General features: G+C 61.3%; 2 protein-coding genes. One reads left to right on the top strand and one right to left on the bottom strand.

Features of this window, described 5'->3' with window-relative positions; all coding sequences use genetic code 11:
• Window positions 1–78 precede the first annotated feature (78 nt).
• Window positions 79–1,095, bottom strand: coding sequence for an amidohydrolase family protein (locus ACE04F_RS00535; protein WP_486104113.1), 1,017 nt, complete (start codon window positions 1,093–1,095; stop codon window positions 79–81).
• A 119-nt stretch (window positions 1,096–1,214) separates the two neighbouring features.
• Between ACE04F_RS00535 and ACE04F_RS00540 the strand changes: the two genes are divergently transcribed.
• A complete protein-coding gene (locus tag ACE04F_RS00540) occupies window positions 1,215–2,075 on the top strand; it encodes a pirin family protein (protein WP_486104021.1) in 861 nt (286 codons plus the stop codon).
• Window positions 2,076–2,104 lie beyond the last annotated feature (29 nt).

Genomic DNA, 2,104 nt, shown 5'->3' on the forward strand with positions numbered 1-2,104 from the left:
GGGCTACGCAGTAGCCCCAAATCTGGCGCCTGCTGCGCAGTCGAGCGGGAGCAAGCTCCCTCGCCACAAAAAGCGATCTCAGCGTGAGGCGGTACGGGGCAACACCGCCAGAAAGTTATCCCGCGCGACTTTCCTCGCGACATCCTCCGGCAAGGCATCAAGGAACGGGTCGAAGCTGTGCAGCTCCTTGCCCAGCTTGTTGAAGCGCCCGACCACATCAGACCCGACCATGAAGCGCTCCGGGAAGCGCTCCACCAGTTTTACCCATTCTTCGCGGGGCTTACCCGCCTCGTCGAGCAGATACGGCGTGAGCATGCTCCAGGACAGGTCGATGAACAGATTAGGGTAAGACTCGAGCATCCGCGTCACGGTGGGCAACAGGAAATCCAGCCGAGTCTGGTGCCGATGGATTTCCATGCTGGTGCCGGCATGAGCCCAGATGAATCGCGTATGGGGATGATTACGCAACGGCTCTTCGACCTCCGCCAGGTACAGCGGATTTTTCTCACGCTTGGAGGTGATGTTGGAATGCAGCATCACCGGCAGGTCATTTTCAGCCGCGAGGTGATAGATCCGCGTCATCGCTTCGTTGTTGGCGCGCGGTGTGTCGCCGGAGGTCAGCGCCGTCAGGTCATCATGGCGAGTGAACACTTCGCCGATGCCTTGCCACAGCCCCGGATACAGGTCGAGCATGCGCTGGATATGGGCGTCGGAGTTCTTGTCATTGGGATTGAAGCCGGACAGGAACGGATGGAAGTACTGGCGCTGTTCGGCGGGCAGTTTGTTTACCGCAGCGGCCACAATCACATCGGTGGCGCTGTACCAATAGGCGTCGGCATCGTCACCGGCGTAATAGCGCGGGCGCTTGGGTTCGTCTTCATGCCATTTCTTGGCCACCGGCACGCCGGAGATCATCACATGCTCGATGCGATTGTCCGCCATGGCCTTGAGCAACTTGGGCATGCCGGCGGTTTCCTGGAAGAAATCGACGTAGTGCAGGTGCGCATCGCTGTAGGTGTATTCGCGAGCCACAGCGCCGGCGCTCGAAACAGCCAGCAGCCAAATGAAGATCAAACGGGTCAAGGGCACAGGCAGTCTCCGAAAAGCCATAAGCAGCATAGACCCATCCGTCCCGCCTGGGTTCAGCCAGCGCTGCCGTCCGCTGTAGCCTCGGGTTATGCTTTGCGCATTCGTCGTTCAACCTGGAAGACACCATGACCGCTCCCCTGATCGTTCGTCCCCGCGCAGAAGACGTGGAAGGCCAGCCGATTCTTCGCCCGCTGCCGTCCGCCAAATGCCGCAGCGTCGGGCCTTTCGTGTTTTTCGACCATATGTTGCAGACCACCTACCCGGCGGGCAATGGCATGAACATCCGCCAGCACCCGCATATCGGCTTATCCACCCTCACCTACCTGTTCGAAGGCAAACTCCAGCACAAGGACAGCCTGGGTTCCGACCAGGTAGTGGATGCCGGGGATGTCAGCTGGATGACGGCGGGCAGCGCGATCGCCCATGTCGAGCGTACCCCGCAAGCGTTGCTGGGCAGCGCTTTTGTCATGCATGGCCTGCAAGTCTGGCTGGCCTCGCCCCAGTCGCATGAGCAGGGCCCCGGACACTACAGCCATCATCCGGCACCGACCCTTCCGGTCAGCGAGAACCTGGGCGTCAGCATCCGCATGATTGCCGGGTCAGGCTTTTGCCTGGAGTCGCCAGTACCGGTGCTCTCGCCTACGTTGTATGCCGAACTGAACCTGCAAACCGCGACGACATTGTTGATTCCCACCGAACATGAAGAGCGTGCGCTGTATGTGTTGAGCGGCGAGGCGCAGCTGGACGGTGAGTCGCTGGAGCCTCATTCGCTGGTCATCCTGCCGGCCGGAGAAGAGATGGCCCTGTTCGCCAGCAGTGACTGCCATGCCGTGCTGTTCGGCGGCGCACCGCTGGACGGGCCACGGCGGATGAACTGGAATTTCGTCGCCAGCGACCCGGCCCGTATAGACGAGGCCCGCCAGCGCTGGGCGGCCGGGGACTGGCCGACTGTGCCGGGGGAAAGCGAGCGGATCGAATTGCCCTGATTTCAGGGGTGTCTCATATGCAGCCATCG

The organism is Pseudomonas sp. AGC41, assembly GCF_057334555.1.

Excerpts from the sequence above, each read along its gene's own strand:
- ACE04F_RS00540 (WP_486104021.1), top strand. The coding sequence starts at position 1,215 with ATGACCGCTCCCCTGATCGTTCGTCCCCGCGCAGAAGACGTGGAAGGC.